Origin of the sequence: Streptomyces sp. NPDC006174, assembly GCF_040614075.1 — a bacterium.
In the GTDB taxonomy this organism is placed as follows: domain Bacteria; phylum Actinomycetota; class Actinomycetes; order Streptomycetales; family Streptomycetaceae; genus Streptomyces.
In genome coordinates this window covers 413,510-440,084 of record NZ_JBEXTJ010000004.1, presented here as the reverse complement: position 1 = coordinate 440,084, position 26,575 = coordinate 413,510, and the positions used below count along the sequence as shown (strand labels likewise).

27 protein-coding genes are annotated in these 26,575 nt (G+C 72.8%); 15 read left to right on the top strand and 12 right to left on the bottom strand.

Annotated features, from left to right (window positions below):
* Positions 1-136: 136 nt before the first annotated feature.
* On the top strand, positions 137-892 hold the full coding sequence (locus ABZ267_RS12095) for a transporter substrate-binding domain-containing protein (RefSeq protein WP_356756661.1): 756 nt from the start codon (positions 137-139) through the stop codon (positions 890-892).
* A gap of 40 nt (positions 893-932) precedes the next feature.
* On the opposite strand, the gene ABZ267_RS12090 is transcribed toward ABZ267_RS12095, so the two are convergent.
* The 5 genes from ABZ267_RS12090 to ABZ267_RS12070 all read right to left on the bottom strand — a co-directional run bounded on the left by ABZ267_RS12090 (position 933) and on the right by ABZ267_RS12070 (position 3,635).
* A complete protein-coding gene (locus tag ABZ267_RS12090; RefSeq protein ID WP_356363310.1) occupies positions 933-1,100 on the bottom strand; it encodes a DUF6381 family protein in 168 nt (55 codons plus the stop codon).
* A gap of 138 nt (positions 1,101-1,238) precedes the next feature.
* On the bottom strand, positions 1,239-2,246 hold the full coding sequence (locus tag ABZ267_RS12085; protein ID WP_356756663.1) for an iron-containing redox enzyme family protein: 1,008 nt from the start codon (positions 2,244-2,246) through the stop codon (positions 1,239-1,241).
* A complete protein-coding gene (locus tag ABZ267_RS12080; protein ID WP_356756665.1) occupies positions 2,246-2,503 on the bottom strand; it encodes a CDGSH iron-sulfur domain-containing protein in 258 nt (85 codons plus the stop codon). The genes ABZ267_RS12085 and ABZ267_RS12080 overlap by 1 nt, the downstream gene beginning before the upstream one ends.
* Complete coding sequence (locus tag ABZ267_RS12075) at positions 2,487-3,218, bottom strand: HemK2/MTQ2 family protein methyltransferase (protein ID WP_356756667.1); 732 nt, start codon at positions 3,216-3,218, stop codon at positions 2,487-2,489. The genes ABZ267_RS12080 and ABZ267_RS12075 overlap by 17 nt, the downstream gene beginning before the upstream one ends.
* Positions 3,219-3,455: 237 nt before the next feature.
* Positions 3,456-3,635, bottom strand: coding sequence for a hypothetical protein (locus tag ABZ267_RS12070; RefSeq protein WP_356756669.1), 180 nt, complete (start codon positions 3,633-3,635; stop codon positions 3,456-3,458).
* Positions 3,636-3,868: 233 nt separating this feature from the next.
* Between ABZ267_RS12070 and ABZ267_RS12065 the strand changes: the two genes are divergently transcribed.
* Genes ABZ267_RS12065 through ABZ267_RS12050 form a run of 4 tightly spaced genes read left to right on the top strand, consistent with a single transcriptional unit; the run spans position 3,869 to position 8,050 of the window.
* Positions 3,869-4,621 (top strand): (5-formylfuran-3-yl)methyl phosphate synthase, encoded by a 753-nt coding sequence (locus ABZ267_RS12065; RefSeq protein WP_356756671.1) that lies wholly within the window; start codon positions 3,869-3,871, stop codon positions 4,619-4,621.
* 8 nt (positions 4,622-4,629) lie between these two features.
* A complete protein-coding gene (locus tag ABZ267_RS12060) occupies positions 4,630-6,021 on the top strand; it encodes an aldehyde dehydrogenase family protein (RefSeq protein ID WP_356756673.1) in 1,392 nt (463 codons plus the stop codon).
* Positions 6,018-7,106: an NAD(P)-dependent alcohol dehydrogenase gene (locus ABZ267_RS12055; protein ID WP_356756675.1), complete on the top strand. Its 1,089-nt coding sequence runs from the start codon at positions 6,018-6,020 to the stop codon at positions 7,104-7,106. The genes ABZ267_RS12060 and ABZ267_RS12055 overlap by 4 nt, the downstream gene beginning before the upstream one ends.
* Positions 7,107-7,141: 35 nt before the next feature.
* On the top strand, positions 7,142-8,050 hold the full coding sequence (locus ABZ267_RS12050) for a class I SAM-dependent methyltransferase (protein ID WP_356756677.1): 909 nt from the start codon (positions 7,142-7,144) through the stop codon (positions 8,048-8,050).
* Positions 8,051-8,071: 21 nt separating this feature from the next.
* Here the strand turns inward: ABZ267_RS12050 and ABZ267_RS12045 are convergent, their stop codons facing one another.
* Positions 8,072-9,070, bottom strand: coding sequence for a MerR family transcriptional regulator (locus ABZ267_RS12045; protein WP_356756679.1), 999 nt, complete (start codon positions 9,068-9,070; stop codon positions 8,072-8,074).
* Between the two features lie 3 nt (positions 9,071-9,073).
* A complete protein-coding gene (locus ABZ267_RS12040; RefSeq protein WP_356756681.1) occupies positions 9,074-9,745 on the bottom strand; it encodes a HEAT repeat domain-containing protein in 672 nt (223 codons plus the stop codon).
* Positions 9,746-9,976: 231 nt separating this feature from the next.
* Between ABZ267_RS12040 and ABZ267_RS12035 the strand changes: the two genes are divergently transcribed.
* From ABZ267_RS12035 to ABZ267_RS12015, 5 genes are all read left to right on the top strand, one after another.
* Positions 9,977-11,908 (top strand): HtaA domain-containing protein, encoded by a 1,932-nt coding sequence (locus ABZ267_RS12035; protein WP_356756683.1) that lies wholly within the window; start codon positions 9,977-9,979, stop codon positions 11,906-11,908.
* Positions 11,909-12,237: 329 nt separating this feature from the next.
* A complete protein-coding gene (locus ABZ267_RS12030; protein WP_356756685.1) occupies positions 12,238-13,494 on the top strand; it encodes a polyprenyl synthetase family protein in 1,257 nt (418 codons plus the stop codon).
* On the top strand, positions 13,491-14,996 hold the full coding sequence (locus ABZ267_RS12025) for a phytoene desaturase (RefSeq protein WP_356756687.1): 1,506 nt from the start codon (positions 13,491-13,493) through the stop codon (positions 14,994-14,996). The genes ABZ267_RS12030 and ABZ267_RS12025 overlap by 4 nt, the downstream gene beginning before the upstream one ends.
* Positions 14,993-16,003, top strand: coding sequence for a phytoene/squalene synthase family protein (locus tag ABZ267_RS12020; RefSeq protein ID WP_356756689.1), 1,011 nt, complete (start codon positions 14,993-14,995; stop codon positions 16,001-16,003). The genes ABZ267_RS12025 and ABZ267_RS12020 overlap by 4 nt, the downstream gene beginning before the upstream one ends.
* Positions 16,000-17,010 carry a DUF5914 domain-containing protein gene (locus tag ABZ267_RS12015; protein ID WP_356756691.1) on the top strand — a complete coding sequence of 337 codons (1,011 nt, stop codon included), beginning with the start codon at positions 16,000-16,002 and terminating at the stop codon, positions 17,008-17,010. Before ABZ267_RS12020 ends, ABZ267_RS12015 begins: the two co-directional genes overlap by 4 nt.
* 11 nt (positions 17,011-17,021) lie before the next feature.
* Here the strand turns inward: ABZ267_RS12015 and ABZ267_RS12010 are convergent, their stop codons facing one another.
* The 5 genes from ABZ267_RS12010 to ABZ267_RS11990 all read right to left on the bottom strand — a co-directional run bounded on the left by ABZ267_RS12010 (position 17,022) and on the right by ABZ267_RS11990 (position 22,269).
* On the bottom strand, positions 17,022-18,587 hold the full coding sequence (locus tag ABZ267_RS12010; RefSeq protein ID WP_356756693.1) for an NAD(P)/FAD-dependent oxidoreductase: 1,566 nt from the start codon (positions 18,585-18,587) through the stop codon (positions 17,022-17,024).
* Positions 18,587-19,303 carry a class I SAM-dependent methyltransferase gene (locus ABZ267_RS12005; protein ID WP_356756695.1) on the bottom strand — a complete coding sequence of 239 codons (717 nt, stop codon included), beginning with the start codon at positions 19,301-19,303 and terminating at the stop codon, positions 18,587-18,589. The genes ABZ267_RS12010 and ABZ267_RS12005 overlap by 1 nt, the downstream gene beginning before the upstream one ends.
* Positions 19,300-20,508, bottom strand: coding sequence for a lycopene cyclase family protein (locus tag ABZ267_RS12000; protein WP_356756697.1), 1,209 nt, complete (start codon positions 20,506-20,508; stop codon positions 19,300-19,302). The genes ABZ267_RS12005 and ABZ267_RS12000 overlap by 4 nt, the downstream gene beginning before the upstream one ends.
* Positions 20,509-20,661: 153 nt before the next feature.
* Positions 20,662-21,096, bottom strand: a complete 435-nt coding sequence (locus ABZ267_RS11995) for a hypothetical protein (protein ID WP_356756699.1) — start codon at positions 21,094-21,096, stop codon at positions 20,662-20,664.
* A gap of 189 nt (positions 21,097-21,285) precedes the next feature.
* Positions 21,286-22,269: a sporulation protein gene (locus tag ABZ267_RS11990; RefSeq protein ID WP_356756701.1), complete on the bottom strand. Its 984-nt coding sequence runs from the start codon at positions 22,267-22,269 to the stop codon at positions 21,286-21,288.
* 268 nt (positions 22,270-22,537) lie between these two features.
* Between ABZ267_RS11990 and ABZ267_RS11985 the strand changes: the two genes are divergently transcribed.
* From ABZ267_RS11985 to ABZ267_RS11965, 5 genes are all read left to right on the top strand, one after another.
* Positions 22,538-23,875, top strand: coding sequence for a hemolysin family protein (locus ABZ267_RS11985; protein WP_356756703.1), 1,338 nt, complete (start codon positions 22,538-22,540; stop codon positions 23,873-23,875).
* Positions 23,872-24,888 (top strand): hemolysin family protein, encoded by a 1,017-nt coding sequence (locus tag ABZ267_RS11980; RefSeq protein WP_356756705.1) that lies wholly within the window; start codon positions 23,872-23,874, stop codon positions 24,886-24,888. The genes ABZ267_RS11985 and ABZ267_RS11980 overlap by 4 nt, the downstream gene beginning before the upstream one ends.
* A 96-nt stretch (positions 24,889-24,984) precedes the next feature.
* Positions 24,985-25,605: an L-threonylcarbamoyladenylate synthase gene (locus ABZ267_RS11975; RefSeq protein ID WP_356756707.1), complete on the top strand. Its 621-nt coding sequence runs from the start codon at positions 24,985-24,987 to the stop codon at positions 25,603-25,605.
* Positions 25,606-25,611: 6 nt separating this feature from the next.
* Positions 25,612-26,244, top strand: coding sequence for a hypothetical protein (locus tag ABZ267_RS11970; RefSeq protein ID WP_356756709.1), 633 nt, complete (start codon positions 25,612-25,614; stop codon positions 26,242-26,244).
* A gap of 92 nt (positions 26,245-26,336) precedes the next feature.
* The gene (locus ABZ267_RS11965; protein WP_018512798.1) at positions 26,337-26,561 is read left to right on the top strand and encodes a hypothetical protein; all 225 of its coding nucleotides are present in this window, start codon (positions 26,337-26,339) and stop codon (positions 26,559-26,561) included.
* Positions 26,562-26,575: the final 14 nt, after the last annotated feature.

Here is a 26,575-nt window from a genome sequence, read left to right as displayed (position 1 = left end):
TTTTGTGTTTTTCTTGTCTGGTTTCCTGTGTTTTGCTGTTCCGTGCTGCGTGGTCGGCGGAGCTCCGCCGACCAGGCCCGCGACCAGCCCTTCGGGCCCCGTCATCGCCGCGCACGGGGCTCGTAGACTCGCCCGCATGACCCAGCAGCGGATAGCTCCGGCCCTTGTTCCCGCGTTCGCGCCCGACGGCACACTGCGCGCCTCCATCAACCTCGGCAATCCGATCCTGGCCAAGCGGGGGTCGGCAGGCGGCGACCCCACCGGTGTCTCGGTCGATCTCGCGTACGAGTTCGGGCGTCGGCTCGGCGTGGACGCCGAACTTGTGGTCTTCGAGAAGGCGGCGGCTTCCGTGGACGCGGTGAAGGCGGAGAAGGCGGACCTCGGGTTCTTCGCCGTGGATCCGGCGCGGAGTGAAGGGCTGCTGTTCACCGCGCCGTACGTACTGATCGAGGGCAGCTACCTCGTGCCCGAGGCGTCCGCGCTGACCGAGAACGGCCAGGTGGACCGGGAAGGGACCCGTATCTCGGTGGGTTCGGGCAGCGCCTACGACCTCTTTCTGACCCGTGCGATCGAGCGCGCGGAGATCGTACGGCTGCGGGGTGCGCCTGCCGCGCTCGCCGCACTGCGGGAGGGAGAGGCCGAAGTGGCGGCCGGGATCCGCCAGTTGCTGGAGGGCGAGGCCCGGCGTGCGCCGGGTGTACGGCTGCTGCCGGGGCGCTTCATGGTGATCCAGCAGGCGATGGGCATCCCGGCCGCGCGAGGTACGGCGGCGCAGGACGTGCTGGCGTCGTTCGTGGAGGAGATGAAGGCGAGCGGGTTCGTCGCCGACGCGCTGGAGCGGCACGGGATCGAGGGAGCGCTCGTGGCATCGGCGGCTCAGCTGCCGTCCTGAGCTGTGCCGCTCCCGGCTCCCCAGCTCTGCCGCTCGCCGCTCAGTTGCCTTCCGGGCCCTCCAGCTCCTCGCCGAGCAGGCGCCGGGCCTTCTCGCGCAGGCGCTGCCGGTGCTCGGGATCGGTCGCGCGGTCGGCGGCGCGGCCCAGTTCCTCAGCGCGTTCGCGGGTGCGGCGGGCTCTTTCCAGCGGGGTGTCGGGCAGGTTCATCGGGGTGTCCTCCGTCGTGGTTCCTCCGTCGGCAACCTGGTGTTGCGTGCGCGGTCGGAGCCCCAGCGTCACCGGAGTCGGTCCGGACCGCATCTCGTGCGGTCACGTACGGTGACACCGGCCGTGCGACGGACGCCGTCAGTCCAGCGGGACCCGCAGCGCCGAGGAGTCGCTCCGCCAGGCGGCGAGGAGGCGTGCGGCGAGGCGGTCCTCCAGCAGGCCGGTGGCCTCGATGCCGAAGGCGATGTCGGCCGCCAGCTGCGGCTCGTCGGCGAGCAGTCCGCCGATGACGTCGCGGCGTACCACCTGTTCGTGCATCGCGTCGGCCTCAACGTGTTCGTCGTAGAAGCGCTGCGCCGCCGGCCCCGCGCCGACCCGCTTCAACGCGGCGGCCAGCCGGCGCGAACCGGGTGAGGAGGTGATCTCGACGGCGGCGAAGTGGCCGACCAGGGCGCCTCGGAGAGAGCGGTGGAGGCCGAAGAGGGACATCAGGTTGACGGTGGCGAGTACGTCGGCGGGTACGGCGTCGAGGTAGTGGCCGTACGCCGTCTCCAGGGACAGGTCGCTCATCAGCTCGGCGTACAGGCGGGCATGGACGTCCGCCTCCCGTCCGCCGCCGAACTCGTCGAACTCGACCGCCACCATCGCCGCCTTGGCCCGTCCGTACAGCCTCGGGATCACCCAGGCGTGCGGATCGGCCTCCTTGAGGTGGTAGAGCGAGCGCAGAGCGGCGTACTCGCGCAGCTGCCACAGCTCGCCGTCGTTCTGGAGGAAGTGGCTGACGCTGTGGCCGTCGTCGCCGATCGGCTCGACCAGCAGTCCGGCCAGTGCCGTGTCCACGTCGCCGTCCGTGTGCGCTCCCGCGCGGAGCGCGGCGAGGAAGGGCCGCTCCAGCGAGCGGCGCAGCCCGAGCAGGGCCGGGTCCCATTCGCGGTCCTCGTCCACGCTTTCGAAGCCCTGGTAGTGCAGCTCGTACAGGACGTAGAGGGCGAGTTGGAGATCGTCGCCGAAGGGGTCCGCGTCGGCGGCCCGGCGGTCCTGCGGTGCCTCGCCGGTGCGCAGGGCGGTGATGACCTCGCCCGACAGCGGTCCGCGCGGGGCGGGCAGCGGAGGATTCCGTCGCCTCGGTTCACGGAAGGCGGTCATCAGGCGGCTCCATCGGTACGTTCGGTCGCGTCGCTCTTCTCGCGGTCCTCGGGCTTCACCCGGCGGCGGTGGCTGGTGTCGCACCACGGGTACGTACGGGTCTTGCGGCAGGTGCAGATCGCGGCGGTGAAGCGGCGGGAGGTGTACACGGTGCCGTCGTCGCCGACCACCTCGACCGGCCCCTCCACCAGCAGCGGCCCCTCCGCTCCCAAGGTGACACGGGCGGGGCGGTCAGGACGGTCAGGGCTGCTCGGCACGGATGACCACCAGCTTCTCCTCGTCGGTGTGCTCGTCCAGCAGGCCCCGGCGGCGCAGCCAGGAGAGCCGCGAGAGCAGGACAGGCCCGAAGGGCACGCTCGCCGTGTCGCTCACCACGGCCTTCAGCCCGCCGCTCGACAGGCGCCGCAGGGTCTCCTCCGTACCGGTCAGGTCGGAGTGGACCATGAGCAGGACCCCTCCCCTGCGCAGCAGGTACGGGGCCGCGTCACAGATGCGGTCCACCACCGCGCGCCCGTCGTGCCCGGCGTCCCAGGCGCGTGCGCTGCCGCGCCGGGGCGGCGGGCCCAGCGGCGAGGGGACGTAGGGCGGGTTGCTGAGCACCAGGTCGTACGTCCGGCCGGGGACCGGGTCCGCCAGGTCGCCCCGGTGGACGGTGACCCGCTGCCGGGCGAGCCGGGCGTTGAGACGGGCGGTGAGGACGGCCCGGCGGCCGACGTCGACGGCGGTGACGTGCGCGCCCCGGCGTGCGGCGGCCACGGCGAGGAGGCCGCTGCCGGTGCCGAGGTCGATCACGTCGGTGCCGGGGCGAACGGTCTCGCGGGCCAGGGCCCTCAGCAGCAGATGCGTGTCGTGCTGGGGCGCGTAGACGCCGGGCAGGGTGCGGACACCCCGCCTCCGGGAAGCGGTCAGCGTGGGCACGGCAGCGGTCACGGATACCTCCTGCACGCGTCGGACGCGTGAATCGTGGGTCATGCCACCTGTCAAGGCTCCGCTCCTTCCGTCCGGGGCGCCAATCGTGCGATCGCGCAGCGTGACCGGTTCTCTCCGGTCTCGGCCGACGAACCGAGTTCCCCTCCCTTACCTGTTCACACCTGCGAAACCCGATCGGCGGCAGGACGGCCGCAGAGGTCCCGGACAGCGTGGAACGCCTGGCAGGGCGGGTCCCGTACGTCGATGTACGGGACCCGCCCTGCCAGGCGTTCCGTGGGCTCAGCGGCGGCGCGACGAGCCGGTGCGCAGGCCGGAACCGATGCCTGCCACCTGCAGGGCCAGCAGCGTCAGACCGATGAGCATGATGTTCGTCGATGCGAACACCTCGTTCGTCGAGATGTCCGCCGCGTTGATCAGGAAGGCGATGAAGAACAGAACTGCCGCGGCTATACCGAGCATGATGGATTTCCTTCCGAAGTGTGGTGAGAGCCATGTGCCCATGAATCGCGGGTTCAGACAGCCGAGGGCGCACCAAGGGGGCGTGAGCACGTCACGGCAGTGACCCGTTCGCCATCCCGCGCGCCCTGCCGGAGATCACGGGCCGCGGCCAGGATGAGCCGACCGCACACGATCCCGGCGAATCCGCGCACCCGTCCCGGCGGCGGGTGGTCACGCGGTGGAAGGAATCCACGTTGCTGCTTCTCATCTCCCCCGACGGTGTCGAAGAGGCTCTCGAGTGCGCGAAGGCGGCGGAACACCTCGACATCGTCGACGTCAAGAAGCCCGACGAGGGCTCGCTCGGCGCGAACTTCCCGTGGGTCATCAAGGAGATCCGTACGGCGGTCCCGGCGGACAAGCCGGTCTCGGCCACCGTGGGCGACGTGCCGTACAAGCCCGGCACGGTGGCACAGGCGGCGCTCGGCGCGGCCGTCTCCGGAGCGACGTACATCAAGGTCGGCCTCTACGGATGCACCACGCCCGACCAGGCCATCGAGGTGATGCGCGGGGTCGTGCGGGCCGTGAAGGACTACCGGCCGGACGCATTGGTCGTCGCCTCGGGCTACGCCGACGCGCATCGGATCGGCTGCGTCAACCCGCTCGCGCTACCCGACATCGCCCGCCGCTCCGGTGCCGACGCGGCGATGCTCGACACCGCGATCAAGGACGGGACGCGGCTGTTCGACCACGTGCCGCCGGCCGCGTGCGAGGAGTTCGTCCGGCTGGCGCACGAGGCCGGTCTGCTGGCGGCCCTGGCGGGCAGCGTGAAGGCGGAGGATCTCGCGACGCTGACCCGGATCGGGACGGACATCGTGGGTGTGCGCGGTGCGGTGTGCGAGGGAGGTGACCGCAACGCCGGCAGGATCCAGCCGCGGCTGGTGGCCGCCTTCCGGGCGGAGATGGACCGGCACGCCCAGGAGCACGCGGCCACCGTGGCCGCGCGCTGACCGCCGGCATGGACCCCCGTGAACCCGGCGGTGAGCGCTTCGCCGTCCTCGACCCGGCGACCGGCGAAGCCTTCGGCGAGGCGCCCGACCAGCGGCCGGAGGAGCTGGACGAGAGCGTCGCCCGGGCCCACGAGGCCTGGCCGAGCTGGCGGTCCGACCCCACCGTCCGCGCCACGGCTCTGCTCGCGTCGGCCGACGCCGTGGAGGCGGCCGGGCCGGACCTCGCTGCCCTGCTCACCCGTGAACAGGGCAAGCCGCTGGCCGAGTCGTACGCGGAGGTCGCCCGTACGGCGGCCCGCCTGCGCCACTTCGCCGGGATGGCTCCCGAGGTGCGGACGATCGACGACGGGCGGCCGGTGCACAGCGAGATCCGGTGGCGGTCGCTCGGGCCGGTCGCCGCCATCGTCCCGTGGAACTTTCCGCTCCAGCTCGCCTCGGCGAAGTTCGCGCCCGCGCTCGCCGCCGGCAACACGGTGGTGCTCAAGCCCTCTCCCTTCACTCCGCTCGCGACCCGGCTGCTGGGATCCGTCCTCTCCGAAGCCCTTCCCGACGGTGTGCTGACGGTCGTCACCGGCCGCGAGCCGCTCGGCTCGCTCCTGGCGTCCCATCCGGGCATCCGCCATGTGACGTTCACCGGTTCGGTGGAGACCGGCCGGGCCGTCGCGGCGGCCGCGGCGCCGGGCCTCGCCCGGGTCACGTTGGAGCTGGGCGGCAACGACGCCGCCGTCCTGCTGGACGACGTCGATGTGGAGCGGATCGCGGACCGGCTGTTCTGGGCGGCGTTCCGCAACTGCGGGCAGGTGTGCATGGCCGTCAAGCGCGTGTACGTCCCGGCCCGGCTCCACTCCCAGGTGGTGGAGGCGCTGGCGGAACGGGCGAAGACCGTCGTGGTCGGCGCCGGTCTCGACCCTCGTACGGAGCTGGGTCCGCTCAACAACGCGGCGCAGCTGGCCCGGGTGGAGCGGTGCACGGCCCGGGCGCTGGCGGAAGGGGCACGGGCCGTGGCCGGTGGGCACCGGCTGGACCGGCCGGGTTACTTCTACGCTCCGACCGTCCTGGCCGATGTACCGCCGGAGAGCCCGGTGGTGACGGAGGAGCAGTTCGGTCCGGTGCTGCCGGTGCTGCCGTACGGGGATCTCGACGAGGCCGTCGAGGCGGCCAACGCCACGCGCTACGGGCTGGGCGGCTCGGTGTGGGGGACCGATCTGGACCGGGCGGAGGAGGTGGCCGGCCGGCTGGAGTGCGGGACGGCGTGGATCAACCACCACGCCGAACTGTCGCTCGCCCAGCCCTTCGCGGGCATCAAGGAGAGCGGTGTCGGCGTGGCGGGCGGGCCGTGGGGCCTGTACGGGAACCTCCGGCCGTTCGTCGTGCACCGGCCACGGGAGGAGGGCCGATGAGGTTCGGTGCGGCGGTACTGCGCTCGTACGAGGACCCGTTCGCCGTCGAGGAGGTGACGCTGAACGCGGGACCGGCCGAAGGTGAGGTCCTGGTGCGGATCGCGGGGTGCGGGATGTGCCGGACCGATCTGGCCGTCCGGCGTTCGGCGGGCCGCTCGCCGCTGCCTGCGGTGCTCGGCCATGAGGGGTCCGGCGTGGTGGTGGAGACGGGAGGGCCGGACACCGGTCTCGTCACCGGCGACCATGTCGTGCTGAGCTTCGACTCCTGCGGGCGCTGCCGGAGCTGCCTGGGCGGAGCGCCTGCCTACTGCGACCGGTTCGCCGCGCTCAACCTCTTCGGCGGGCGCCCGGAGAACGCGGCGCGGTTCACCGACGCCGCCGGGCGCCCGCTGGCCCCGCGCTGGTTCGGCCAGTCCTCGTTCGCGGCGTACGCGATGGTCCCGGCCCGTAACGCCGTACGCGTCGATCCCTCGCTCCCGCTGGCACTGCTCGGTCCGCTCGGCTGCGGCTTCCTCACCGGCGCCGGGGCCGTTCTCAACACCTTCGGCGCCGGTCCCGGCGACACGGTCGTGGTGCTCGGGGCGGGAGCGGTGGGCCTGGCCGCGGTGATGGCGGCGGCCGCCGCCGGAGCGGTGGCCGTGGCGGTCGACCGGCATCCCGAACGGCTGGCCCTGGCCGAGAAGTTGTCCGCCGTCCCGGTGCGCTCCGACTCCGCCGATCTGCCGGGCCACATCCGGCGGCTGACGGACGGCGGCGCGCGGTACGCGCTGGACACCACCGGTTCCGCGCGGTTGATCAACGACGCGTTACGGGCCCTGCGTCCGACCGGTCACCTCGGCCTGGTGGCCAGGCTGCACACCGCGCTCCCGCTCGAACCGGGGACGCTGGACCGGGGCCGGAAGCTCTCGCACATCTGCGAGGGCGACGCGGTGCCGGGGCTGCTGATCCCTCGGCTGACCGGACTGTGGCAGGCCGGCCGGTTCCCGTTCGACCAGTTGATCCGTACGTATCCGCTCGCCGACATCAACGAGGCCGAACGCGACTGCGAGGCGGGCCGGGTGGTCAAGCCGGTGCTGATTCCGTGAGGCCCGCGAATTCCACGTACCAAGGGAGTGCACACATGGTCGACACAGCGCGCCGGAACACCGGTGTGGAAGGCGTGGCCGGAGGGGTCGGCGTGACGGCTCTGCTGGTCGCCGCGGCGCGGGCGATCGAGACCCACCGCCCCGACAGCCTGGCCCAGGACGTCTACGCGGAGCACTTCGTGCTGGCCGCTACGGCGTCCAAGGGCTGGCCGGTCCATCCGAAGGAGGTCGCGGACGGGGACCGGGACCCGTTGTGGGGCCGGTTCGCCCGGTACTTCGGGCTGCGGACGCGCGTCCTCGACGACTTCCTGCTCCGGTCGGTGCACGCGGAAGGCGTACGCCAGGTGGTCCTGCTCGGAGCGGGTCTGGACGCGCGGGCCTACCGGCTCGACTGGCCTGCCGACTGTGTGATCTTCGAGATCGACCGCCAGGAGGTGCTGGCGTTCAAGCACCAGGTGCTCGACGGTCTTTCGGCCGTCCCGAAGGCGGCTCGCGTGCCGGTCCCGATGGATCTGCGCGACGACTGGGCGGGCGCCCTGCCCGGCGCGGGCTTCGACCCGTCCGCGCCGAGCGTGTGGCTGGTCGAGGGGCTGCTGTTCTATCTGCCTCCGGCCGCCGAGACGTATCTCATCGACACGGTCGACCGACTCAGCGCCGGGGGCAGTGCGCTGGCCTTCGAGGTCAAGTTGGAGAAGGACCTGCTGGCGTACCGCGACAGCCCGCTCTACACGTCCACGAGGGAACAGATCGGCATCGACCTGCTCAACCTCTTCGACCTGGCACCCCGCCCCGACTCCGCGGGCCGTCTGGCGGACAAGCGCTGGTCCACCGCCGTCCACACTCCGTTCGACTTCACGCACCGGCACGGACGCGGCCCGCTGCCGGAGGAGAACGACGCGCTGGCGGGCAACCGGTGGGTGTTCGCGGACAAACCGCGGCCCTAGGCGGTATCCCTGGGCCATCCGTCAGCGTGCGTGGCGCAGTTGAAGGAGGTACGTGGCGGTCACCGCCACGGCCCGGTCCGCGTCGTGGGACAGCTCCGCGAGGGCACGTGACGCCCGTGTGCCCGGGATGCCTGCCAGCGCCTGGGTCAGGCGTCCGCGTGCGGGCGCTCGGGTGGTGCTGTGGGCAAGGCGCTCGACGAGCAGGTGCGCGATCCGGTCCGCCGTGGCGGTGTCGCTCGCCAGCACGCTCAGCGTGTCGGCCGCGTCGGTGTCGTTCCGGCCCTCGACCACCATGTCGACGAGGGTCGGGACGGCGTCGGCCTCGCCCCTGGCCCCGATCGCCACAGCAGCCTGGCCCCGGACCACCGGATCGTCGTGCCTCAAGGCGTCGCGGAGATGGCCGACGGCCTCACCGCCGTCCATCTCGGCGAGGGACCGGACGGCGCGTTCCCGGACGGCGGCCACCGGTGAGCCGAGCCCCTGAGCCAGCAGGGCCGGTGCGCCGTCGCCCGAGCGTGCCAGCGCCCAGCGAAGCGCGCCCGCGACGTGCGGATCGCTCTCGTCGAGCGCCGCCTCGACCAGGGCCTCCACCGGAACCGCGTCGGCGGAGGAGAGGGCCGCGCGCTGGCGCGCGTCGGCGCTCTTGGATCCCAGCGCCTGGAGCAGCGTGACGACCTGGAGGGCGTCCTCCCAGTCGGCCGGGTCCGCCGCGTGGAGCCGGTCCAGCCGTCCGAGCAGCTCGGTCTCCGCCGCGATACGGGCCCGTGTGCGCCGGATGAGGTCCTCGACGAGCGACGAGGGCGTGAAGTCCGCGTCGTCGAGCGCGCGTTTGACCTCGCGCAGCGACAGCCCGAGCGCCCGCAGGCTCTCGATGTGGAAGATCCGCCGGATGTCCTCCGCGCCGTACTCCCGGTAGCCGGAGCCGGTACGGCCCGAAGGCGACACCAGGCCGACCGACTCGTAGTGCCGGAGCATGCGGGCACTGACCCCGGACCGTCTCGCCACCTCACCGATCAACACGTCTCATCGTCCCTCCTGGCCGGTCCCGCCGAGGGCCACGACGCGCTTCGCCTCCTCGATGGCGAAGGTGAAACCGATGTCCGGGTCGCGCAGCAGCTGTTGCGTGGCGAGGGCGTGGGCGCGGACGTGCGGGTCGGGTGCGGTCGTCGCGGCGAGCAGGGCCGGCTCGATCACCTCGCCCAGTGCGACCAGGGCCCGGCTGAGGCTCAGCTGGGTCTCGCGTCCACCGCGCCCGAACTGCGTGGCCAGCACCTCGGCCAGAGCGGGCTCCTCGCCTTCCGGGACGAGTACGGCCGCCGCCCGCCAGGCGCTCCGCGCCACCTCGTCGTCGGCGTCGGTCAGGAACGCCCGGGCGATGGCGGGCCAGGCCCGCCGGTCGCCGATCTTGGACAGCGTGTGCAGCGCCTGACTCCGTGCCTGCGTACGCTCCGAGCGGAGTTCGACGAGCAGCACGGGAAGCGTCAGGGTGACCGGGTGCCGGGTCAGCGCCCAGGTGAGCATGTCGCGGACGAAGAACTCGGGCTCGACCGCGCACCGCTCGACGAGCGGGTCGACGTAGTGCGCATCGGGTGCCGTGCCGGTCGCCAGAGCCGCCCGCAGCCGTACGGACGCGTCGTCGTCCGCCAGCCCTCGGAGCGCTCGTCCTTCATTCGTGTCCTGTCCCGTGACCGTCATCGAGACCACCTCCTCGGACTGCAGTGAAGACCCTGTCACGGTGTCAAGGTCAAGCGGGAGCGGGCATCGACGACCCGACGATGACATTTAGGTAAGCCTCACCTAATATGACGACTGTCGTCTTCGGGCCCCCACGCGAGAAGCCGGTATCCCCCCTTCTTTCCTGTTCACCCCGGGCACAGCTCCGCCCCACAGCTGTCCGTGCCTCTCCCCGAAGGAGACATGCAGCGCATGTCCATGCCCCGCCGCGGCCGCCTGGCCGCTCTCGCCGCCCTGACCGTCGTCTCCCTGGGCACCGGTGTCCTCGCCGTCCCGGCCGCGGCGGCCCCGATCGCCGCCGCCGCGGACCAGGCCCCGGCCCAGCAGCCCGGCTCCACCTCGGCAGCCGCCCCGATCCTGGTCTCCGGCGGCTCCTCCTGGGGCTTCAAGAAGTCCTGGGTCGGCTATGTCGCGGGCAACGGCGGCACGGTGACGGTGGCCGGCGGCGCCACCAAGGACGCCGCCGGGCTGATCGGTTACCCGGTCAAGCACGGTTCGGTGGACCCCGCCAAGCGCGAGGCCGATGTCCGCTTCGGCGGCTCGGTCACCTACGCGGTGCCCGCCCACAACATCACCGCCATCACCCTCGCCAACCTCCGGGTCGTCCTCAAGAACGGCAGGGGCACACTCCACGCCGACGTGACGACCGACCTGACCGCCGGTCAGGCCCCCGTCTTCAAGGCCGGAGTGCCGGTCGCCACCCTGGAGGCCGCTGCCGGCTCGCTGAGCGGCTCCACCCTCGACTGGACCGGCATCGCCACCTCCCTCACCGAGGAGGGCGCGCGGATATTCGCCTACCAGGGCCATCCCATGTACCCGGCCGGCACGGCGCTGGACCCGGTCGCCATCGCCGGCACCACCAGCGTCCCCACCCTGACCGTCAGCCAGGTCACCGGACTCGGCGCGGAGACCGAGGTCACGGTCGTCGGCACCGGCTACCGGCCCGGCCGCGGTGTGTACCTGGCGCAGTCGGTCGCGCTGTCCGGCACCACGTACCCCAGCGTCTACGGCAACGCGGCCTGGATCCGCCAGGTCGGCACCGACGGCTCCTTCACCCTGACGGCGAAGCTCACGGAGACGTTCACCTCCGGCACCACCACCGTCGACTGCCGTACCACCGCCTGCTTCCTGACCACCTTCAACTCGCACGACGGCGGCGACTCCACCTGGATGCCCTCGCGCGCCCAGGACGTCGCCCAGCCGCTCCTCTTCGGCACCGCCGTCCCGGCCGCCGTCGTGACTCAGCACCCCACCGCTCGTACCGCCCGCTCGGGCGCCGACGCCGTCTTCACCGCCGCCGCGACCGGCTACGACTCGGTCCGCTGGGAGCGCAGCACCGACGCCGGCAAGACCTGGAGCACCGTCTCCGGCGCCACCTCCACCACGCTGACGGTGAAGGCGAGCGCCGCGCTCAGCACGCACCGCTACCGCGCGGTGTTCGTCAACGCCTCCGGTGAGACGGCCACCTCGGCCGCCACGCTCACCGTCTCCGCGGTGCCGGCCCGGATCATCTCCTTCAACGCCTCGCCCGAGCCGATCGGCAAGGGAAGCAAGCTGAAGATCGCCGCGACCCTCCAGACCGCCGGTGCCACGAGCAACATCTGGGGCCCGCTGGCCAAGGCGTCCGTCGTCATCGAGTTCCAGACGAAGGGCGCCAAGACCTGGAGCAAGGCCGCGACCGTCACCACCAGCGCCAAGGGCGCCGTCGCGACCTCGGTCACCGCCAAGACGGACGGCACCTGGCGCGCCCGCTACGCCGGGACCGCCGACCGCGCCGCGGCCGTCAGCGGCGCCGACTTCGTGGACGTCAAGCTGCGGACCTCCATCGCCGGCTTCAACGCCTCCCCGGAGCCGGTCCGCAAGGGCCGCACCATCACGGCGAAGGGCACGCTGCGCAGCCTGGACGGCACCTGGAAGAACACCTCCGGCCAGTCCGTGAACATCCTGTTCCAGGCCAAGGGCTCCAAGACGTGGAGCAAGCTGGCCACCGTGCGGACGAACAGCAAGGGTGTCTTCACCAAGGGCTTCACCGCCAAGAAGGACGGCACCTGGAAGGCCGAGTTCAAGGCCACCACCGTCCGCCTGGGCTCCACGAGCGTCGGCGACCACGTCGACGTCCGCTGATCCGCGCCGGCCCGTACACCCTCACCGGACGGCCGGTCACCGCAGGCAACGCGCCCGCAGGTGACCGGCCGTCCGGCCGTTCACCGCGCCGCGCCCGCGCCGCCGGGCCACGTGCCGTAGGCCGAACGGGCGGGCCGATGCTGCCCGGCACGCCTCTGTGGGTGTTTCTCCGCCGGGAGCGTGCCGCTGTCGTGATCGTCTCTGACCACCGCCTCCTTCCTCGCGCGGCCCGCGCGCCCGATCAGTCCTGCCTCACCGCATCCGAACGGGGTACGTGTGCGGAAGGAGTGGCGAATGGTTCGCCGCCCGTCTGACCGGAAGGACGTGAGATGGCTCGCATCCCGGCCGTGGAACACTCCTTCGCCGCCTATCCGCTCACGGCGGGCCCCGGGCCGTCGGCCACGGAGGCCGGGGCCGTCGACGCGGACGTGGTCGGTGCCGTTCTGCGTACCGCGCGGGCCGTCCTCGCGGAACGGGTCGCCGAGGCGTCCGAGACCGACGCCTCGTTCTGCGGTGACCTGGCCGAACGGGTCGCCGACTTCACGCTGGACGGCGGCAAGCGGATGCGCCCGCGGCTCCTGTGGTGGGCGATGCGGGCCTGCGGCGCGGCGGACGCCGGGTCCACCGCGGCCGCGCTGCGGCTGGGGGTCGCGCTGGAGCTCATCCAGAGCTGCGCGCTGATCCACGACGACGTGATGGACCGGTCGCGGCTGCGCCGAGGCAGACCCGCCGTGCACATCGACCTCGCCGACCGGGCGGGCCTGGCCCCGGACTCGGAGCGGGGCTCCGCGTTCGGCACCTCCGCCGCCGTGCTGGCCGGCGACCTCGCGCTGGTCTGGGCCGACGACACCGTCGCGGAAACACCGCTGCCGACGCCCGTACGACGGCGGATCCGGGCCATCTGGCGCTCCATGCGGACCGAGATGGTGGCGGGCCAGTACCTGGACCTGCACGGCCAGGCCATCGGAGGCTCCTCGGCGGCGCGGGCGATACGGACCGCCTGCCTCAAGAGCGCGCTGTACTCCGTCGAGCGGCCCCTGGCGATCGGGGCCGCGCTGGCCGATGCCGATGAGCGCACCACGGCCGCGCTGCGTTCGGCGGGCCGTGGCGCGGGGATCGCCTTCCAGCTCCGGGACGACCTGCTCGGCGTCTTCGGGGACCCGGCGCGGACCGGGAAGCCGTCCGGCGACGACATCCGCGAGGGCAAGCCGACCTACCTCCTCGCCGTCGCCCGGGAACGGGCCGAGGCGGCGGACGACCAAGAGGCGCTGGCCGTCCTCGGCCGTGCCGTGGGCAACGCCGACGTCACCGAGGCCGAGCTCGCGGACGTCACCGAGGTCTTCGAGGCGACCGGAGCGCGCGCCCATGTGGAGCGGAAGGCGGAGCGCCTCGGCGACCATGCCGTACGCCGTCTGGGCGAGGCCGTCGACGTGGACGCGCACGGCGGCAGGCAGCTGCTCGACCTGCTGCACACGGTCTCCGGAGGCCGCTCCGAAAGCGCCGCACCCGGCGAACCGCGCGGGCACGACGACAGCCCGGCGGCGGCCCGGGTCCTGACCACGGCCGAAGGAGGACATGCCCGGTGATCACGGTCAAGGGGCCCACCGACCATGTGGTGGTGGTCGGTGCCGGTCTGGCGGGGCTGGCCGCGACGCTCCATCTGCTCGGCGCGGGCCGCCGGGTCACGGTGGTCGAGCGGGATGACGGGCCAGGCGGCCGGGCCGGACTGCTGGAGTCGGGCGGATACCGCATCGACACCGGTCCGACCGTGCTGACCATGCCGGACCTCGTGGAGGAGGCCTTCGGCGCGGTCGGTGACCGGCTGGCCGACCGGCTGGAGCTGATCCGGCTGGACCCCGCCTACCGGGCCCGGTTCGCCGACGGGTCGCAGCTCGACGTGCACACCGACGGGGCCGCGATGGAGGCGGCGGTCGAGCGGTTCGCCGGGGCGCGGCAGGCGGTCGGCTACCGGCGGCTGCGGAAATGGCTGGAGCGGCTCTACCAGGTGCAGATGCGCCGGTTCATCGACGCCAACTTCGACTCACCGTTCCAGCTCGCCCACCCCGACCTGGCCCGCCTCGCCGCTCTCGGCGGGTTCGGCCGGCTCGACGCGCGGATCGGCAGCTTCGTCTCGGACGAGCGGCTGCGCAGGGTCTTCTCCTTCCAGGCGCTGTACGCGGGCGTCCCGCCGGCCCGCGCGCTCGCCGCGTACGCCGTGATCGCCTACATGGACACGATCGCCGGCGTGTACTTCCCGAAGGGCGGCATGCACGCGCTGCCGCGGGCGATGGCGGACTCGGCCGCCGAGGCGGGCGCCGACCTCCGCTACGGGCGGACCGTGACCCGGCTGGAGCGTTCCGGCGACCGGATCACCGCCGTCGTCACCGACCAGGAGCGCATCCCGTGCGACGCCGTGGTCCTCACTCCCGACCTCCCGATCGCCTACCGGCTCCTCGGCCGCAGCCCACGTCGGCCGCTGCGCCTGCGCCACTCGCCGTCCGCCGTGATCCTGCACGCGGGCACGGACCGGACCTGGCCGGATCTCGCGCACCACACCATCTCGTTCGGCGCCGCCTGGAAGAGCACGTTCCACGAACTCACCCGCACCGGCCGCCTGATGTCGGACCCTTCGCTCCTGATCACCCGCCCCACCGCGACCGACCCCACGCTCGCGCCGCCCGGCAAGCACCTCCACTACGTGCTGGCGCCCTGCCCGAACACCGAGGTCGGGCCGGACGTACGGGAGTGGAAGGAGCTGGGGCCGCGCTACCGGGACGCGTTGCTCACCGAGCTGGAGCGGCGCGAGATGCCCGGCCTCGGCGCGGCGATCGAGGAGGAGGGGCTGGTCACGCCGGTCGACTGGACCGCTCAAGGCCATGCGGCGGGCACGCCGTTCGCCGTGGCCCACACCTTTCCGCAGACCGGCCCGTTCCGCCCGCGCAACCTGGTCCGTGGCACGGCCAACGCCGTCCTGGCGGGATGCGGCACCACGCCCGGCGTCGGTGTGCCGACCGTCCTGATCTCCGGAAAGCTGGCCGCTCAGAGGATCACCGGCCCCCGTACCGACTGGAGAGGCACCTCCGCATGACCGTCCGTGAACTCGACGCCGCCGCCATCCACGACCCCGCACTCCGCGCCGCGTACGTCCGCTGCCGGGCGCTCAACGCGCGCCACGGCAAGACGTACTTCCTCGCCACGCGGCTGCTCCCCGTCGACCGCCGCCCGGCCGTGCACGCTCTGTACGGCTTCGCCCGCTGGGCCGACGACATCGTGGACGACCTCAACTCACCGGCCACACCAGCCGAGCGGGGCCGGGCCCTGCTGGCCCTGGAGGCGCAGCTGGAGACGGGCCTGCGGCAGGGCCGGGCCACCGAGCCGGTGATCCGCGCGCTCGCCGACACGGCACGGCGGTACGGCATCGACCACCTGCACTTCACCGACTTCCTGGTCTCCATGCGCAGCGACCTGACGGTCGGCGGCTACGCCTCGTACGACGAGCTCGGCCGGTACATGCACGGCTCGGCGGCGGTGATCGGCCTCCAGATGCTGCCGGTGCTCGGGACGGTGGTGCCGCGCGAGGAGGCCGCTCCGCACGCGGCCGCGCTCGGCGTCGCCTTCCAGCTGACCAACTTCCTGCGGGACGTGGGCGAGGACCTGGACCGGGGCAGGCTCTATCTGCCGGCCGAGTTGCTGGCCGCGCACGGCGTGGACCGGGAGCGCTTCGAGTGGAGTCGGCGGACGGGGACGCGGGACGCGCGGATCACCGACGTCCTGCGGGCCGCCGCCGCGCACAACCGGGCCGTCTACCGGGACGCGCTGCCCGGGATCGCGATGCTCGACCCGGTGTCGCGGCCCTGCATCCGTACGGCGTTCGTGCTGTACAGCGGCATCCTCGACGCCATCGAGGCCGACGGCTACGCGGTGCTGCACCGCCGGGCGGTCGTCCCGCGCCGGCGGCGGGCCGTGGTGGCGCTGGACGGGCTGGTACGGGCGGTCGCGGCACGCGCGGTGAACCGGCGGAGCGTGGAACCGGTCGCCGGCGCCTGCGCCTCCCGGCCCCGGGTGGCCGCTCCCGTACGGAAGGAGACGGTATGAGCCCCGCGGCAGGACGCCCCGGCCGTATCCCGTTGCGGCTGCGGCGGACGCCGGTGCCGTGGGAGCGGCAGGAACCGACGTGGCGGGCGGCGAAACCGGCGCTGATCGCGGAGGCCCTCAAGCGGGCGCAGAGCCGGCCGTCCGGTAACTGGTACGTCATCGGCGCCTCGCGCGAACTGCCTCCCGGCCGCACTCTCGGCGTCACGGTCGCCTCCACCGAGGTGGCCGCGTGGCGGGACGGCGACGGGAGGCTCCGCGCCGGTCCGGGAGCGTGCCCTCACCTCGGAGCGCCGCTGCGCGACAGCCCGGTCCGCTGCGGCACGCTGGTCTGCCATTGGCACGGACTGGCTCTGGACGGTGGGCCGTTCGCCGGATGGGAGCCTTTCCCGGCCTTCGACGACGGGGTGCTGCTCTGGGTGCGGCTGGACCGGGTGGGCGGTGAGACGCCCTCGGAGCGGCCGTACGTTCCGCTCCGGCCGAGGGTCCGGGACGCGGTGGAAGCGGTCTACACGGGCGTCGGCCGCTGCGAGCCGGAGGACGTGGTGGCCAACCGGCTCGACCCGTGGCACGGCGCGTGGTTCCACCCGTACTCGTTCGTGGATCTGACGGTCACCGGAACGCCCGCCGGCAGCGAGGCGGACGACGACGGGTTCCTGGTCGACGTCTCCTTCAAGGTGGCCGGACGGCTGGTGGTGCCGGTCCGGGCGCGGTTCACGGCGCCCGAGCCCCGTACGGTCGTCATGCACATCATCGAGGGCGAGGGCGCGGGATCCGTGGTGGAGACCCATGCCACTCCCCTGGCCCCGGACGAGCGCGGCAGGGCCCGCACCGCCGTGACCGAGGCGCTGATCGCCGCGTCGGACCGCCGCGGCTTCGCGGTGGCCCGGGCGGCCGCGCCGCTGCTGCGGCCGCTGATGCGCGCCTCGGCCGGCCGGTTGTGGCGGGACGACCTGGCGTACGCGGAGCGGCGCTGGGAGCTGCGCGACAGCGGGCGGTTCCCGGGCTGACGGCTGCGCGCTCACTCCGACCCGAGCGCCGCGAACCGGCGCAGCACGGCCGAGCGGCCGGTGCGCGGGACGGTCCAGAGCGTCTGCCCGCGTACGCCCCACCGTTCCAACAAGGCGTTCGCGGCGAGGAATCCGCTGGTGGCGGCGCGTTCCATCAGCGCCACCGGCAGTTCGGTACGGACCATGTCGCCGGCCACCATGACGGCCGGGTCGGGGCTGCGTACGCCGGGCCGGTCCCGGTAGCCGCCGACCGGGAACATCGGGCAGTCCGCGCGCCATTCGTGCCGCTCGTCGACGATGCGGGCGCTGACCGTCTCCGGGTAGATCCGGTGCAGCTGGCGCAACGCCTCGGCCTGTACGGCTCCTCGGTCGGCGTCCGGTGCGACGGCGTACGCGTGCAGCTCGACGACCGACCCTTTGGTACGCCGCGCCCAGCGCGCGGCCTCGCCCTCCCAGCGGTCCAGGACGCTCACGTTGTCCAGCGGCCCGTAGCCGCTGGTACCGAGGAAGCCCGGCCGGTCGTACGCCACCGGCCGGTCGAGCCAGAGCCGGGAGACCAGGAACGGCGGGGCGGTGCGCAGCCGGTCGATCCTTGCCCGCCACTCGGCGTCGCCGAGTTCCGGGGAGTCGGCGACGACGCGGCGGAGGCCGCCGCTGTCCAGGGCGAGGACGAGGGCGTCGTACCGCGTGGTGGCGTCGTCGGTGGTGAGGTCCAGCCCGCCGTCGGGCAGCGGCCGCACCTGGCGGACCGGCATCCGCGTCCGTACGTCGACGCCGTGGCCCGTGAGGTAGTGGTGGAGCGGATCCCAGAGAGCGGTGGGGAACGGCTCGTCGGGGACGTCGAAGAGCAGGCCCTCGCTGGAGCCGAGGAAGTAGATGTGGAACATCAGGACCAGCTCCGCCGCGGACAGTTCGCGCGGGTCGGCGAAGAAGCTGCGGGAGAACACCTCGAAGGCCAGGTGATGGGCGGCTTCGGGGAAGCGGATGCGGGTGAGGAAGTCGTGGGCGCTGATGGAGTCGAGGCGCTCGTAGGCCTCGGGCACGCGGACGTCGAGCAGCGGCAGAGCGGCTCTCGGGTTCATCCGGGCCAGGTCGCGGACGCTGAAGGTGGGGCTGAGCGCGACGAAGCCGAGTGCGCTGAGCGGAGGTGTGCGCGGGACGCGGGCGAAGCTGTCGTGGAGGCCGGAGCTGTGGCGCAGCGGGTAGTCGGGCAGCCGGGTCAGCGAGTCGAGGCCCGGGTCGACCCGGCGCAGCAGCCCGCGCAGGTTGTAGTACTGCCGGAAGAAGGCGTGGAAGCCGCGGCTCATGGTGACGGTGGTGCCGTCGGCCAGTACGGTGGGCCAGCCCGACAGCCGTCCGCCGAGGCTCGCTTCGCGCTCATGGAGGGTGACGCGTACGCCGCGCTCCGCGAGCAGGGTGGCCGCCGCGAGGCCGGCGATCCCGCCGCCGACGACCGCGACGGCGGGAGCGTCCTGTCCGGTGAAGCGGGCGCGGCCGTCCGGGGCCGGGATGACGGCTGCCCGGCGGTCGCGGCCGCGCCGGTGACCCGTACCTCTGCCGCTGTCGCGCGGGAACATCACGCCTCCTCCCCCGCGCGGCCGACGAAGGTGTGCGTGATCCCGGTCTGCCAGCCGGGCAGCGGGAGGGCCCGTACGTCGGAGAAACCGGCCCGGCGCAGCCGCGCCGCGAAGGCGGGTGCCGTGTCGAACTCGACGACGGAGCGACGGAGATGGCGGTAGAGCTCGGCGTCTCCGGCGAGCCGTCCGGCGGGCTGGACGATCGCGGTGCAGACGGCGTTCCACACGGCCCGGTGGACGGGCGATCCGCCGAGCGTGTACTCGTGAACGGCGAGGCGGCCGCCCGGGGCGAGCAGACCGCGTACCAGGTCGAGGGCCTTGTCGGCGTCGGAGAGGTTGCGGAAGAGGTAGCCGGCGAACACCGCGTCGAAGGAGCCGGGTTGCCATCGGCCCGCCAGTTCCTCGACCGGCGCGTGCACGAAGTCGACGCCCGCCGGCCAGCTCTTCGCCGCCGCCCGGTCCAGCATGCCGGCGGAGGCGTCGACGCCGGTGATCCGGGCGTACGGGGCGGCGGCGAGGAGCGCGGCCGTCGAGGCGCCCGTACCGCATCCCAGGTCGAGCACGCGCAGCCCGCGCCCGCCGTCCGGCAGCCTCAACCGGCGGGCGGAGCGGCGCAGATGGGCGTGGTAGCCGGGGCTGGCCGCGACGAGGCGGTCGTAGGCGGCGGAGCCGTGGTCGAAGGCCGCGGACAGTGCGTCGCCGCACAACAGGGTCATGGGGTGCTCTTCTCGTGGGTGGTCGGTGGAGGTGGTTCGGTCCGTGCCCGGAAAGGGAGTTCGAGGACGGTCCGCAGCATCGGGACGACCGGTGTCCGCAGGCCGATCAGCAGGTCCTCGTGGAGGTGCGAGCTGCCGTCCAGGAAGCGGAGCAGGCGGTCGGCCGGGACACCGCGGAAGAGGCGGGTGAAGAAGTCGGTGCCGTCCACCCGGCCGCTGTCCAGAGCCCGCAGCATGACGGCGTCCATCGCGCGGGGCCATGGCCCGTACGGCGCCGGCATCCGCAGCTCACGCCCGACTCGGAGTTGGTCGGCGACGGCCCGGCTCTGCCGCTGCACGGCCGCGAAGGTGTATCCGGTGGAGGGCCGGGTCGCGCCGCCGGCGGTGCCGATGCGGTACACCGAGCGCCCGGCGCGGCGCGGGAAGCGGCCGTCGGTCATGGGGATGACACCGCGTTCCTGTGCCGTCACGTGGAACTCCCCGAGTTTCAGGACCTCTTGGGTGTAGTGGTCCAAGGCGCGTCGGTACTCCTCGGTGGCCAGGGGCGCGGGTGAGAACTCGGTGTACTCGACCAGCGCGGTCTGCGGGTCGAGCGGCAGGACGTAGCCGAAGGAGAGTCCGCGCGAGGGCTGCGGTGTGCGGAAGTCCATCAGGTCCGCGGTCGTCGGGTCGAAGGCGGGCCGCTCGGTGCGGACGAACCAGCCCATGAAGTGCTGGAGGAGCGTGGTGCGGGCGGGTGGCAGTCGGCGGGGCGGGCGCGAGTCGAAGACCCGGCGGCCGCGTACGAGAACCTGCCCGCGCGAGCCGATGACTTCGGCTCCGCCGCCCGGTGTGTCGCGTACGGCGGTCACCGCCGCCTCGGTCCGGCGGAAGTCCGGAGCACCGGAGAGCCGCCGGCCGGCCAGAGCCTCGAAGGCGTCCGAGCGCAGCATCTTGTAGCGGTAGGGCGACGGGTCGGTCACCGTCGCGGCCCCGTCGGCCGCCCGCACCCGCAGCCGTGGCCAGGAGGCGGCGAGCGCCGAGTCGTAGGCGCCGCCCGGCGGTTCCCAGTAGCACCAGGTGCGCGGCGGCGGCCGCAGAGGTCCCGGCGGCGCGTCGACGAGGACGACCGACAGCGGTACGGCGCCGCCCGGCGCGCACAGGTGGTACGCCAGGCTCAGCCCGGCCGCTCCGGCGCCCACGATGACGACGTCGGGGTCTGGCACGGCTTCCCTCTCGGTTGGACGGGTACGGATCCTTCCGGCCGGACAGGTACGGAACGCTTCCGCGCCGAGGAACGCTTCCGCACCGAGGAATCCTTCCGCACCGAAGGGCCGGACGGATGCGTGCGACGCGCCCGTGTGCCGTCGGAAACAGGATCAGTTCGCGGTGTGGTCCGGGTGGCCGCGCGTGCGGCGGGCTTCCTTCATCTCGGCCTCGTACAGGTGGTCGCGGCCCTCGGCGAGTTCGCCCCGGATCTCCTGCTCGACCGTGCGGAACACGTCGTAGTAGGTGGCGTTGTACTCCTCGACGATCTGGAAGGTCCAGTGGCCGGGGATGACGTTGCGGCCGAGGACCTCCCGCTCGACCCGGTCGGCCTGGGCGCCGTGGCCCGCCTCGCGGAGCAGCCGTACCGCGTCGTCGAGGCTGAGGTCGGCGCCGCCGGTGAGCTGGTGGAACGTGTAGAGCGCGCCGCGGGCCCGTTCGGTGGTCTCCAGCGCCTTCGAGAGGGCGCCGAGCGCCTCGACGGTCGTGTCGGTGACCCCTTCGGGGCGCTGGTGGGGTGGGTCGGGAGGCCGGGGTACGGCGTTCATGGATCTCCTCGTCGACGTCGACGTCCGAGCGGCGGTTCCCTCCCCACCTTCCTCGTCAGCGGCTCACCACACCTGCCGAGGACTCCACCCGGACCAACAGCCCTCGGCCGGCGGAGCCGCCGCGCCCGGTCGACGACTGCCCGCGGCCCCGCGCAAGGCCGGTTCGGCCGCACGGGGCCGCACGCCAAATCACTCCTCCTCGTCGCCCTCTCCGCCGTCGTCGCTTTCGAAGGCGTCGCCGATCTCGTCGATCACCTCGGCGGCGACCATCCCGCCGACCACGCCGACGGCCGCGCCTGCCGCGACTCCCGCCACCACCGCCCCGGTGCCGGGACCCGAGCGGTGGTGGTCGTCGTGGTGATGACCGCCCTGTGCGTACGCGTACGGCGCGGCGTGGGCCGTGTGGGCGCCGATCACCTGGTGCAGCCAGGCGTCGACCTCGGCGTTGCGGTCGGCCTGCGGCAGAGCGTGGTGCGAGGTGGTGAAGCGGTGCACGGTGTCGTGGCTCTCCGAGAAGAGTCCGGCCCGCTTGTCCGCCTCGATCACGACCTCCAGGCCGCCGGGTGAGGCCAGGAAGGTGACTTCGATCTCGTTGACCGCGTGCGCGTGTTCGGCGGGCGGCACGATCTCGATCTCCTGGTAGCAGGGCAGCTGCTGACCGGTCCCCCGGATGTGGCCGAGCTCCAGATCAGCCGACTTGAAGCCGTATCCGAGCTGCCCGAACGCCTCCAGGATCGCCTCCTGGGCCGGCAGCGGGGCCACCGCGAGCACGTCCAGGTCGCCCTTGTCCCGTGCTCCGGCGACCTCCAGCTCGGTACGGATCCCGAGGACGGGTCCGAGCGGCTGCCCGTGGAGCTCCGTGACCGGGGTCTCCCACGGCAGGGTGACGGTGAACGGCACCGTGTGCTCGGCCTCCTCGGCGAGGCGGAACCCGCCGCCGACGGTGAACCGCTCGAGGACGACCGTGGACTCGTGCTCCTGGTCCTGGCCCTCCGCCTCGACCCGGGCGACCAGGAGGATGGTGATCTGTTCGACCGTCACCTCGCTGCCGCCGCCGCGCAGGCGCACCTCGCCGGAGAGTGATCCGCCGGGAAGGGCGGGAGCGGGCTGCAGAACGGTGTCGACCGAGGGGCCGCCGACACCGAGAGCTCCGAGCAACTTCTTGAACACCATGTCCGGCGTCCACTCCTTCTTCGTGGGGCACTTCGTGGGGTAGGTCGTGTGCTGAGAACACTCTCTACCCATTCGGACCCTCCTGTGATGCGCACCACTCCCGATTGCTTTGCGGTCCCTTTACTATCTACAAGGCGGGTTTCCACCCGCTGTCACCGTCGAACCGACGACCCGGACAGAGAAGGAGCTGCGGTACCGCAATGGGTGAGCCTCCCAGTACGAACCGTGTCATCCCCACCCCTGCTCACCAGGGGACGGAGGTGACACGGTGAGCGAAGTACTCCTGCTCCTTCTCGCCCTCGGTCTGACTCTGGCGTGCGCGGTCTTCGTCGCGGCCGAGTTCTCGTTGACCACCATCGAGCGCGGCGAGCTCGAACGGGCCGCGCAGGCCGGTGAGCGCGGCGCCGAAAGCGCGCTCAAGGCCGCCAAGCGGCTGACATTCCAGCTGTCCGGCGCCCAGCTCGGCATCACCGTGACCTCCCTGGTCATCGGCATGCTGGCCGAGCCGTCCCTGGCCGTCCTCCTGCGCCCCACGCTGGAGTCCACCGGTCTCCCGGCGGGTGCCGTCTCCACCGTCGCGACCCTGCTCGGTGTGGCGCTGTCCACCGTCGTCCTGATGGTCATCGGTGAGCTCGTCCCGAAGAACTGGGCGATCTCCAGCCCGCTGGCCGTCGCCAAGGTCGTCTCCGGCCCGCAGCGCGCGTTCACGGCCTGTTTCGCTCCGCTGATCCGCCACCTCAACAACACCGCGAACCGTGCCGTACGCCGGTTCGGCCTGGAGCCGGCCGAGGAGCTGGCCTCGGCCCGTACGCCGCAGGAGCTCATCGCCCTTGCCCAGCACTCGGCCCGTGCAGGCGCCATCGAGCAGGACTCGGCCGAGCTCTTCGTCCGCACCCTGCACCTGGCGGAGCTGTCCGCCGAGAACGTGATGACGCCCCGGGTGGACGTCCGGGCCCTGGAGGCCCACGCCACCGCGGCCGACGCCGCCAACCTCACGCTCGCCACCGGCCTGTCCCGCTTCCCGGTCTACCGCGACAGCCTGGACCACGTCATCGGGACGATCCACATCCGCGACGTGCTGGCCCTGGACGAGTCCGAGCGCGCCCGGACCCCGGTCACCGCTCTGGCCACCGAGCCCCTCCTTGTACCGGACTCACTGCCCGTGGACCGGCTGCTGGCGCAGATGCGGCGGCACCGGACGATGGCGGTCGTCATCGACGAGTACGGCGGTACGGCGGGCGTCGCCACGGTGGAGGACATCGTGGAGGAGGTCGTCGGCGAGGTCCGCGACGAGCACGACCCGCACGAGCGTCCCGGCCTGGCACCGGCCGAGCCGCTCGGCGACGGCCGCCAGGTCTGGGAGGCCGAAGGCAGCATCCGGCTGGACCAGCTCGACCGGATCGGCTTCTCCGCGCCGGAAGGCCCGTACGAGACGCTCGCCGGTCTCCTCGCCAACCAGCTGGCCCGCATCCCCGTCCGCACGGACCGGGTGGAGGCCGGCGGCTGGCAGTTCGACGTGCTCGACATCGAGCACCACCGGGCCGACCGGGTGCGGATCACCGCGCCGCTCCCGGCCCTGACCCTCGTGGAGGAGGACGCCCGATGACCACCGTTCAGCTTCTCATCGGCGCGCTCACGCTCCTCACGAACGCGTTCTTCGTCGGCGCCGAGTTCGCGCTGATCTCCGTGCGCCGCAGCCAGATCGAACCGGATGCGCTGCGCGGCAGCCGGCGGGCGAAGAGCACCTTGTGGGGCATCGAGCACCTGTCGGCCGCCATGGCCACGGCCCAGCTCGGCATCACGATCTCCTCGCTGGTGCTGGGCGCCGTCGCCGAACCGGCCATAGCCCATCTGCTGGAGCCGCCGTTCGACGCGATCGGCGTGCCGGACGCGCTGGTCCACCCGATCGCCTTCGTCATCGCGCTGACCCTGGCGACCTACCTCCACATGCTCATCGGCGAGATGATCCCGAAGAACATCGCGCTCGCCGCGCCCGTCGCCACGGCCCTGGCGCTCGGCCCGTCCCTGGTGGCGCTGACCCGGGCGCTGCGCCCGGTCATCTTCGGTATCAACGCGTTCGCCAACATGCTGCTGCGGCTGCTGAAGGTCGAGCCCAAGGACGAGATCGCCTCGGTCTTCACCGACGACGAGCTGGTCCGGCTGGTGAAGGACTCCAGCGACGCCGGGCTCCTCGCGCCGGCCGACGGCGAGCGGCTGCGGGACGCGCTGGAGCTGGGCACCCGGCCGGTCGGCGAGGTGATGGTCCCGCTGAACCGGACCGTCACCGTCGACCTCGGCATCACCCCGCAGCAACTGGAGCGGGCCGCGGTCGCCTCGGGCTTCTCCCGGCTACCGGTGACCGGGCCGGACGACGGGGTGCTGGGCTATCTCCACATCAAGGACGCCCTCGGCGTCGCGGAGCGCTCCAAGCCGCTGCCCACCAGCGCGATCCACCCGGTCATCCGGGTAGAGATCGACACCCCGCTCGACGACACCCTGACGGCGATGCGTGCCGCCGGTACGCACCTCGCCGCCGTCGCCGGCGACAAGGGGACGGTCATCGGCTTCGTGACGATGGAGGACGTCCTGGAGGAGCTGGTCGGCCCGGCCACGGTCTGACCGTACGGACGTGTGAGCACGGGAGGCGGTCCGCTGCGGCGGACCGCCTCCTTCGCTGTCCGAACGGGCCGCCCGGTGAACACGTAAGCTCGGCGGATGGCCAAGTACTTCGACGTGCACCCCGAAAACCCCCAGCCGCGCACCATCAGCACGGTGGTCGACAGCATCCGTTCCGGTGCGCTCGTCGCGTATCCGACCGATTCCTGCTACGCGCTGGGCTGTCAGCTGGGCAACCGCGACGGCATCGCCCGGATCCGCTCCATCCGCAACCTCGACGACCGCCACCACTTCACGCTGGTGTGCCGCGACTTCGCGCAGCTCGCGCAGTTCGTCCGCGTCGACAACGACGTGTTCCGCGCGGTCAAGGCGGCCACGCCCGGGAGCTACACCTTCATCCTCCCGGCGACGAAGGAGGTGCCGCGCCAGCTGCTGCACCCGAAGAAGAAGACGGTCGGCGTCCGCATCCCCGACCATGTGGTGACCCAGGCGCTGGTCGCCGAGCTGGGCGAGCCGTTGCTCTCCAGCACGCTCCTGCTGCCGGACGAGGAGGAGCCGCTGACGCAGGGCTGGGAGATCAAGGAGCGGCTCGACCACGGGGTGGACGCCGTCATCGACTCGGGTGACTGCGGCACCGAGCCGACCACGGTGATCGACTTCTCCGGTGACGAGCCGGAGATCGTGCGCAGGGGCGCCGGCGACGTCTCGCGGTTCGAGTAGGCGGCCGTGGCAGGCGAGCGGCTGCGGTTCGACGGCTGGATCGCGGGTGTGGGCACGGCTTCGGGGACCCGGCTGGTGGTCGGCCACTGGCCGCGTTCGCCGTTCGGGCCGTTCAGCGACGTGATGGTCGAGCATCCCGACGGTGAACGGGTCCTGCTGGCGCCGTCCCGGCAGGTCGCGGACTTCGTGGCCGCCACCTACCGCTTCGACCGGATCGAGGTGGTGCCGGTGGCCGTCACGGGCTCCCTCTCCGCCTCCGGGGCCGTGTGGCTGGTCGCGGCGGGCGCGCTGCGCCTGGAGCTGCGGGCCGGACGCCGGTCCGCTCTGGGCCGGCTGCTCTGCTCCGTACCGGCGCCGCTCGTCCGCAGTCCGCTCTGGGCCGCGCTGTGCGACGTTCCGGCCCGGCTGCTGATGCCCGGTGTACGGACCCTGGGCCGCGCGGGTCCGGGACGGCGGGAGTGGTACGGGGCGCGGGACCTGCGGCCGGTGCTGGCCGCCGAGGCCGTGCTGGCCGGGGTGGACCTGGGACCGCTCGGCCCGCTCGATCCGCCCGTCGCCTTCGGATTCGGTTCCGCGCCGCGCACCCCGTCGCTGGTGCGCGTCACCACAACGGTGGAAATCGGTGCCGCCGGGCCGTGAGGGCCTTCCCCCGCGCCCGTAAAGGCGTGGTCCGCCGGCGGACCGGCCCGTTCGGGGATGCGCGGGTGCGGAGCGCGTCGCAGGCTGGACCCATGGCTAATCCTCCGATCGTCATCCACCGGCCGACCCCTTCGGGCGGCCGCCGGGTGACCGTGCACTACGAAGGCCGGGACGAGATACTCGGGCTGGCCCACAGCGACCACGACGTGATCGTGTTCCTGAGCGAGGCCGGCCTCGAAGAAGCGGACCGGATCCTCGACAACCCGGTCTGGGTGGAGTGGCGGGGCGGACGGGCCCACCGCTACGAAGCGGCCTGAGCGAGGGCCGCCCC

Bases quoted from the DNA above. Each gene is read 5' to 3' on its own strand.
- ABZ267_RS12035 (WP_356756683.1), top strand. From the start codon at position 9,977: ATGTCCATGCCCCGCCGCGGCCGCCTGGCCGCTCTCGCCGCCCTGACC.
- ABZ267_RS12085 (WP_356756663.1), bottom strand. From the start codon at position 2,246: ATGACCGCCTTCCGTGAACCGAGGCGACGGAATCCTCCGCTGCCCGCC.
- ABZ267_RS11980 (WP_356756705.1), top strand. From the start codon at position 23,872: ATGACCACCGTTCAGCTTCTCATCGGCGCGCTCACGCTCCTCACGAAC.
- ABZ267_RS11965 (WP_018512798.1), top strand. From the start codon at position 26,337: ATGGCTAATCCTCCGATCGTCATCCACCGGCCGACCCCTTCGGGCGGC.
- ABZ267_RS12040 (WP_356756681.1), bottom strand. From the start codon at position 9,745: ATGACGGTCACGGGACAGGACACGAATGAAGGACGAGCGCTCCGAGGG.
- ABZ267_RS12050 (WP_356756677.1), top strand. From the start codon at position 7,142: ATGGTCGACACAGCGCGCCGGAACACCGGTGTGGAAGGCGTGGCCGGA.
- ABZ267_RS12075 (WP_356756667.1), bottom strand. From the start codon at position 3,218: ATGACCCACGATTCACGCGTCCGACGCGTGCAGGAGGTATCCGTGACC.
- ABZ267_RS12070 (WP_356756669.1), bottom strand. From the start codon at position 3,635: ATGCTCGGTATAGCCGCGGCAGTTCTGTTCTTCATCGCCTTCCTGATC.
- ABZ267_RS11990 (WP_356756701.1), bottom strand. From the start codon at position 22,269: ATGGTGTTCAAGAAGTTGCTCGGAGCTCTCGGTGTCGGCGGCCCCTCG.
- ABZ267_RS12055 (WP_356756675.1), top strand. From the start codon at position 6,018: ATGAGGTTCGGTGCGGCGGTACTGCGCTCGTACGAGGACCCGTTCGCC.
- ABZ267_RS12090 (WP_356363310.1), bottom strand. From the start codon at position 1,100: ATGAACCTGCCCGACACCCCGCTGGAAAGAGCCCGCCGCACCCGCGAA.
- ABZ267_RS12030 (WP_356756685.1), top strand. From the start codon at position 12,238: ATGGCTCGCATCCCGGCCGTGGAACACTCCTTCGCCGCCTATCCGCTC.
- ABZ267_RS12015 (WP_356756691.1), top strand. From the start codon at position 16,000: ATGAGCCCCGCGGCAGGACGCCCCGGCCGTATCCCGTTGCGGCTGCGG.
- ABZ267_RS11995 (WP_356756699.1), bottom strand. From the start codon at position 21,096: ATGAACGCCGTACCCCGGCCTCCCGACCCACCCCACCAGCGCCCCGAA.
- ABZ267_RS12060 (WP_356756673.1), top strand. From the start codon at position 4,630: ATGGACCCCCGTGAACCCGGCGGTGAGCGCTTCGCCGTCCTCGACCCG.
- ABZ267_RS12005 (WP_356756695.1), bottom strand. From the start codon at position 19,303: ATGACCCTGTTGTGCGGCGACGCACTGTCCGCGGCCTTCGACCACGGC.
- ABZ267_RS12010 (WP_356756693.1), bottom strand. From the start codon at position 18,587: ATGTTCCCGCGCGACAGCGGCAGAGGTACGGGTCACCGGCGCGGCCGC.
- ABZ267_RS12020 (WP_356756689.1), top strand. From the start codon at position 14,993: ATGACCGTCCGTGAACTCGACGCCGCCGCCATCCACGACCCCGCACTC.
- ABZ267_RS12095 (WP_356756661.1), top strand. From the start codon at position 137: ATGACCCAGCAGCGGATAGCTCCGGCCCTTGTTCCCGCGTTCGCGCCC.
- ABZ267_RS11975 (WP_356756707.1), top strand. From the start codon at position 24,985: ATGGCCAAGTACTTCGACGTGCACCCCGAAAACCCCCAGCCGCGCACC.